General features: G+C 74.0%; 7 protein-coding genes. 1 reads left to right on the forward strand and 6 read right to left on the reverse strand.

The window, feature by feature from the left end; genetic code table 11:
- The 4 genes from GT042_RS22090 to GT042_RS22105 form a co-directional block, all read right to left on the reverse strand.
- A partial coding sequence (locus tag GT042_RS22090; protein WP_161310467.1) for a helix-turn-helix domain-containing protein occupies positions 1-317 on the reverse strand: 317 nt, incomplete at its 3' end.
- Entirely contained in the window at positions 314-700 is a 387-nt protein-coding gene (locus GT042_RS22095) for a VOC family protein (protein ID WP_161310471.1), read from the reverse strand. The genes GT042_RS22090 and GT042_RS22095, both read right to left, overlap by 4 nt.
- Before the next feature lie 94 nt (positions 701-794).
- On the reverse strand, positions 795-1,850 hold the full coding sequence (locus tag GT042_RS22100; RefSeq protein WP_161310468.1) for a UbiA family prenyltransferase: 1,056 nt from the start codon (positions 1,848-1,850) through the stop codon (positions 795-797).
- A gap of 185 nt (positions 1,851-2,035) precedes the next feature.
- Entirely contained in the window at positions 2,036-2,563 is a 528-nt protein-coding gene (locus GT042_RS22105; RefSeq protein WP_161310469.1) for a hypothetical protein, read from the reverse strand.
- A gap of 102 nt (positions 2,564-2,665) precedes the next feature.
- On the opposite strand from GT042_RS22105, the gene GT042_RS22110 reads away from it, so the two are divergent.
- Positions 2,666-3,412 (forward strand): ribonuclease H, encoded by a 747-nt coding sequence (locus GT042_RS22110; RefSeq protein WP_161310470.1) that lies wholly within the window; start codon positions 2,666-2,668, stop codon positions 3,410-3,412.
- A gap of 10 nt (positions 3,413-3,422) precedes the next feature.
- Here GT042_RS22110 and GT042_RS22115 read toward each other — a convergent pair whose 3' ends face one another.
- Positions 3,423-4,784, reverse strand: a complete 1,362-nt coding sequence (locus tag GT042_RS22115) for a M1 family metallopeptidase (protein WP_345943862.1) — start codon at positions 4,782-4,784, stop codon at positions 3,423-3,425.
- A gap of 218 nt (positions 4,785-5,002) precedes the next feature.
- A partial coding sequence (locus tag GT042_RS22120) for a Pls/PosA family non-ribosomal peptide synthetase (RefSeq protein ID WP_345943861.1) occupies positions 5,003-6,559 on the reverse strand: 1,557 nt, incomplete at its 5' end.

Genomic DNA, 6,559 nt, shown 5'->3' on the forward strand with positions numbered 1-6,559 from the left:
AGCGGGGCGAGGACCCCGCCGGGCAGCCGCTCGTCCAGCGCGGTGGCGAGCAGCCGCACGCTCTGGACGAGATCGCACCGGGTGCAGCCGTTGTCCGGCACGGGCGGGGTGACCAGGACCGACGCGAGTGCGTCGACGACCAGGTTCTGCCGGACCGGCCACCGCCGCCGTATCGCCGCCTTCGTCGTGCCGGCCCGGGCCGCGACCGTTTCCAGGGCGAGGCGCGCGTAGCCGCGCTCCCGCAGGACGTCCAGGGTCGCCGTCAGCACCGCCGCGTCGATCGCCGGGTCGCGCGGCCGTCCGGCGGCCGGGCTCACCGCCCGGCGTCCTGCGGATACCAGCGCAGCTCCACGGGGTTGCCGTCCGGGTCCGCCACGTAGATCGACTGGGCGTCGCCCCGGGCGCCGTACCGGCCGACCGGACCCTCCAGCACGGTGAACGTGCCCGCGTCGATGACCTCCTGCCAGTCCAGCGGGTCGACGACCAGGCAGATGTGGTCCACGTTCGACTCGCCGCGCGGGCGGTCGACCAGGTCGATGATCGACACCGGGCTCACCCGTACCGACGGGAACGGCACCTTGCCCGCCCGCCATTCGTCCACCCGCACGGGCTCCAGGCCGAGAGACCCGCAGTAGAAGTCCAGCGCGCGCTCCACGTCCCGCACGTTGAGCACCAGATGATCGAAATCCTTGACCCGCATCACGCCGTCCCCCGTCGTCGCTCGATCCGGTCCGTCCGTCTTCGCGGCCACCGGTCCATTTGAATACGACCCGGTTCGGATCGTATGACGCACCCTACCCCGGACCCGGCGGCGGTACGCCCAGTTCGTAACGGGTCATCTGATGGCGCCCGGCCGCCAGGACCACCAGGAGCACCGCGACCGCCGCGACCGATCCCGCGCTTGTGCCCCCGGCGAGGAACAGATAGGCGCAGACGGCCAGCGCCCGGGCGGCCAGGTTCAACTCCGCAGCGAACAGGGCCGATCGGCGCGTCGGGCCGTCGGGTGTACGGGCCTGCCGGACCAGCCGGGCCACCGACACGGCGTCGCAGCCGGTCGCCAGGCCCAGACAGAGCCAGGCCGCCGCGGTGGCCGCCCCCGGCGTCGGCCCGGCCACCGCCGCGGCCCACCCGACCGCCCCGAGCCAGGGCACCACCAGCAGCGCGGCGACCCGCGTGGCCACCCGGGTCCCGCGCCGTACGGGCAGAGTCAGGCAGCGGGCCCGGCGGTCGCCGTCCTCGTCACCGATGGCCAGGAACAGGTTGTAGAGCGTGCCGTGGACCGCCGCCGCCCCCGCCACCGGCCACACCGCGGGCGAGGACAGCTGATGGACGGCCGCGGCGCCGAAGAGGACCAGGCCCGCCAGGGTCGCGGTGCCTTCCGTGACGTCCCCGAGGAGACCGGCGGTCTTGAGCCGCCGGTGGTACACCAGATGCAGCCCGAACGCGCCGACCAGGACCACCGGGGCCCGCCAGTCCAGCACCAGCGCCCAGGCCAGGGCGGTCGCGATGCAGGCCGCGGCGGCGGCCAGGGCGTGCGCGGGCGGCAACGCGCCCGAGGGGATGGGCCGGTGCGGCTTGGCCGCCGCGTCGATGTCACGGCCCAGGTAGTCCCCGAGGTACGCGCCGCCGATCCCGCCGAGCGTGCACACGCCCCACACCCCTAGGAGCTCTTCCGGCCCGGGCGCGCGGCCTCCGCCCACCCCTCCCGCGTACGCCCCCGCCAGCCCCAGCAGCCCGTAGGTGGCGGACTCGTACACCCGCCACGTCCGCGCGTGCGAGAGCAACATGCCCCCTCGCGCGGGGCGTCGGACCACCACGGACTGCTCGGCGCCGCCCCCCTCGGCGGTCACGACGGATCACCGGGCACGCCGGTCCTGCCCGGTGCGAGGCTGCTCACCACGATCACATGGGCGTTCAACGACCGCCGAGCCAGGACGACACGACGACTCAGGCCGGACCACATGACGTCCTGGCCGGGACGGCACGACACCCCGGCCAGAACCACACGACGTCCCGGCCGGGACGGCACGGCGGCCTACCAGCCCGTCGCCGCCACCACCTCGCGCGCCACCTCCACGACGGACCTGCCGTCCGTCCCCACCCGGACCGTGCCCGCCGGCGCCTCCCGCTCCAACCGCCGCGCGGCCACGCCACTGCGCTCGACGTGGAGCGCGAGCCGCGACCCCGTCTCGCGCCGCGCCAGCCGGTCCCGGACCGCCGCGTCCCCGGCGGTCAGCAGGACCCGTACGATCCGCGTCGTGTCACCCCCTCCCAGCGCGCGGCGGAACATCGCGCTCTCCAGCACGCTCACCGTGTTCGTGTAGACGAGCCGGTGGTGCCCCAGCGCCGCGAAGTTCGCCCAGACCGCCGTGAGATTGCGCTCGGTGATCGCCGAGCGGCGCGGGTCGTCGGCGGGGGCGGGATGCACCTGCCCCATGTAGTCGCCCTCCAGCAGACAGTGCGCGACCCCCGCCTCCTGGAGCAGCGCGGAGACCTCCCACGCCACGGTGGACTTGCCGACGCCCGACCGGCCTCCGATGAGGAGTGCTTCGTACGTAGTCATGCGCGGGAGCCTGACAGCCGGTCCGGGGAGGGGGCACCGGGTTTTCCCCCGGAGCCGGGGCGCCCGTACGGGCCGGGGTCCCCGGCCGGGCGCCGCACTGGCATGATCGGCGGTATGGCTGAACGTGTGATCGCCGCGTGTGACGGGGCGTCGAAGGGAAATCCGGGACCGGCCGGCTGGGCCTGGGTCATCGCCGACGGGTCGGAGCTGCCCGACCGCTGGGAGGCGGGCGCGCTCGGCACCGCCACCAACAACGTCGCCGAACTCACCGCCCTGGAGCGGCTCCTGGCCGCCGTCGACCCGGACGTACCGATGGAGATCCGGATGGACTCCCAGTACGCGATGAAGGCGGTCACGACCTGGCTGCCCGGCTGGAAGCGCAAGGGCTGGAGGACGTCGTCGGGCAGCCCCGTCGCCAACAAGGACCTGGTCGTCCGGATCGACGCGCTGCTCACGGGCCGCTCCGTGGAGTTCCGTTACGTGCCCGCCCACCAGGTGGACGGCGACCGGCTCAACGACTTCGCCGACCGGGCCGCGAGCAGGGCGGCCATCGTCCAGGAACCGGCGGGCAGCGCGTACGGCTCCCCGGAGCCGCCGGCCGCGCCGGACACCGTACGGTCCGGCGGCCGGGGGCGTTCCTCCGGCGCGTCGGGGTCCGGCTCCGGATCAGGGTCCGGATCCGGGACGAAGACGGCCACGAAGACCTCCGCCAGGAAGACGTCCGGCTCCGCGCGGACCCTCAACGCCAAATTCCCCGGCCGCTGCCGGTGCGGCCAGGCGTACGCCGCCGGTGAGCCCATCGCCAAGAACGCGGAGGGTTGGGGCCACCCCGCCTGCCGTACGGACTAGCCAGACGTTCTCAGCTGCTGCGGGGACGGGGGAGTTCCGGCAGGTGCGGGCTGTACAGCCAGGACATGAACAGGTCGTCGAGGGCGTGGGCGCTGCGGCGCCCGGCGAGCTCCGTGAAGTCCTCGGTCGTGACCGTGCCGTGCCGGTGCGCGGCCGTCCACTCCCGCAGCAGCGAGAAGAACGCGTCGTCGCCGACCACCGTGCGCAGCGCGTGGAGCGTCAGTGCCCCGCGCTGGTAGACCTGATCGTCGAACATCCGCCGTACACCCGGGTCCGCGACCCGCAGATCCTGCGGCAGCCGGGCCAGCCTCGCCCTGGTCCGTTCGGCGATCGCCGCCGCCGGGGCGCCGCCCGACACCTCGGACCACAGCCACTCCGCGTACTTGGCGAAGCCCTCGTTCAGCCAGATGTGCCGCCAGTCGCCGACGCTCAGGCTGTTGCCGAACCACTGGTGCGCCAGCTCGTGCGCGACCAGCCGCTCACAGCCGCGCCGCCCGTCGACGTGGTTCGCCCCGAAGATGGAGAGCGTCTGCGCCTCGACCGGGACCTCCAGCTCCTCGTCCACAAGGACCACCGCGTACTCACCGAAGGGGTACGGCCCGAAGAGGTCCTGGAACGCGGCCATCATCTGCGGCTGCCGGGCGAAGTCATGGTCGAAGCGCGCCTGCAACCGGGGCGGTACGGCCGCCCACTGCGGCACGGGACGCGCGCCGGGATCGGCCAGCTCGACCAGTTCGTACAGCCCGGTCTGGACGGTTGCGAGGTACGTCGACATCGGCTCCGGCTGGTCGTACACCCAGGTCGTCGTGGACGCGCCGATCGTGCGTGACTCCAGCGTCCCGTTCGCCACCACCGTGTACGGCGAGGGCGCGGTCACCGAGATCCGGTACGCGGCCTTGTCGGCCGGCCGGTCGTTGCACGGGAACCAGGACGGCGCCCCGATCGGCTGCCCCGCCACCAGCGCGCCGTCCTCCAACTGCTCCCAGCCCAGGTCGCCCCAGTCCCGCGTCTTCACCGGCCGGGGTGTCCCGGTGTACCGCACCTCGACGGTGAACGGCTCTCCGGCGGCGAGGGGCCGCCCCGGCCGGATCCGCAGCTTGTCGGCCCGGTGCGTGTAGCGGGCGACGCGCTCGCCGTTCACCAGCACACCGTCGACGCGGAAGGGCCGCAGGTCGAGGCTGAACGCCGTGAGGGCGCCACCCGGAAGGACCGGGTCGGCGACGGCCGAGAGCGTGGCGCGGCCGGAGAGGCGGCCCGTGCCGGGGCGGTAGTTCAACTCCAGGTCGTACCGCTCGACGCCGTAACCGGTGTTGCCGTGGGCGGGCAGGTACGAGTCGGCGGGAGCGAGCACGCGGGGCGTGGCATTGGCCACCGGTTCCGCGTCCGCGGCCGGTCCCGCCACGGAGTCCGTGTCGGCGCCGGTGCCGGTGCCGGTGCCGGTGGCCGTGTCCGTCCCGGTGTCCGGTTTGGCCTCCGTCTCCCCCCGTGCCACCGGTCCGGCCGTCGCCTCCACCACCGCGTCGACCGCCGTGCCGACCGCGGCGCGGACACGACTGGACAGGCTTCCCGCACGGCCGTTCTTGCCCCTGCTCACGCTGTGGCGTCCTCCGTCTTCGCTGTACTTCCCACCGGCTTCACACGCTTCAGGCGCTTCATGCCCGTCGCGGGGCCGGCCGCCTTCTTCCGCGTCTTCCCCGGAGAGGGTACGTTCACCGTCTCCTCCCGCCACGACGCGATCGGATTGCCGAGCCAGCGCGAGTCCTCGGGCAGGGTCTCCCCGCGCATGACCAACGACGCAGGTCCCACCGTCGTACGGGCCCCGATCGTCGCGCCGGGGAGCACGATCCCGTGCGGGCCCAGAGTCGCGCCCCGGCCCAGGACCACCTCGTCCATGCGCATGATCCGGTCGTGGAAGAGGTGGGTCTGCACCACACAGCCCCGGTTGACGCTCGCGCCGTCGCCGATCCGTACCAGATCCGCTTCCGGCAGCCAGTACGTCTCCGACCACACGCCCCCGCCGATCCGCGCGCCGAGGCTCCTCAGCCACAGGCTCATCAGCGGCGTGCCGCCCACCGCGCCGGCCAGCCACGGCACGGCGAGCACCTCCACAAACGTGTCCGCCAGTTCGTTGCGCCACACGAACGAGCTCCACAGCGGGTGCTCGACCGCCCGGAACCGCCCCACCAGCAGCCACTTCGCCACACACGCCACGGCGCACGCGACCAGCCCGCCGGCGAGCAGCAGCGCCCCGCCGGCCGCCACGGCGGCGCCGAAGCCCCAGCGGTCCGCGACGGCCTCGAAGGCGGCGAGGACGATCACGGCGAGCGCGACCGTACACATCACGGGGACGATCCGGCACAGTTCGACGGCGGCACGCGCCCACCGCAGCCGCCGGGGCGGGCTGTACGTACGGCTCAGGTCGTCCGTCTCCACCGCGCGGGGCAGCTTCATCGGGGGCATCCCCAGCCAGGAACTCCCCGCCTTGGCGCCCTTCGGCGCCGTCGACAACACGCCCACCAGGCCCCGCTTGGGCACCGAGTGACCACCGGACGCCATCCCCGAGTTGCCGAGGAACGCCCGCTTGCCGATGCGGGCCGGGGCGATCCGCAGCCAGCCGCCGCCCAGTTCGTACGGGGCGACCATCGTGTCGTCGGCGAGGAACGCGCCGTCGCCGACGGTCGTCATGGAGGGGAGCGCCAGGACGGTCGACGCCTCCACCCCGCGCCCGACCTTCATGCCGAGCGCGCGCAGCCACACCGGGGTGAACAGGCTGGCGTACAGGGGGAAGAGATGCACCCGCGCCATGTCCATCAGCCGTTCGGTGGCCCACGCCTGCCAGGCGATCCGGCCGTGGACGGGATGGCAGCCTTCGCGCAGGCCGAGGCCGAGGGCCCGTACGCCGACCACGACGAACAGCGCGTAGCAGAGCAGGGACGCGAGGGTCGCGAGCGGTACGGCGGTCAGCGCGTGGGTGAGCGCGGTGCCCGCGTTGTGCGCGCCGCGCACGAAGGCCGCGAGGACCAGCAGGCCGGGGAGCAGCGCCAGCGACGGCAGCAGGCTCAGCAGCAGCGAGGTGACCGCGTACACGGCGGTCCAGCGGCGGGTGCGGGCCGGCCGCTGCTCGGGCCAGCGGCGCGGCGGCTTTCC

It is taken from the genome of Streptomyces sp. SID3212 (assembly GCF_009865405.1).
Lineage (GTDB): Bacteria > Actinomycetota > Actinomycetes > Streptomycetales > Streptomycetaceae > Streptomyces.

Bases quoted from the DNA above. Each gene is read 5' to 3' on its own strand.
- GT042_RS22105 (WP_161310469.1), bottom strand. From the start codon at position 2,563: ATGACTACGTACGAAGCACTCCTCATCGGAGGCCGGTCGGGCGTCGGC.
- GT042_RS22095 (WP_161310471.1), bottom strand. From the start codon at position 700: ATGCGGGTCAAGGATTTCGATCATCTGGTGCTCAACGTGCGGGACGTG.
- GT042_RS22110 (WP_161310470.1), top strand. From the start codon at position 2,666: ATGATCGGCGGTATGGCTGAACGTGTGATCGCCGCGTGTGACGGGGCG.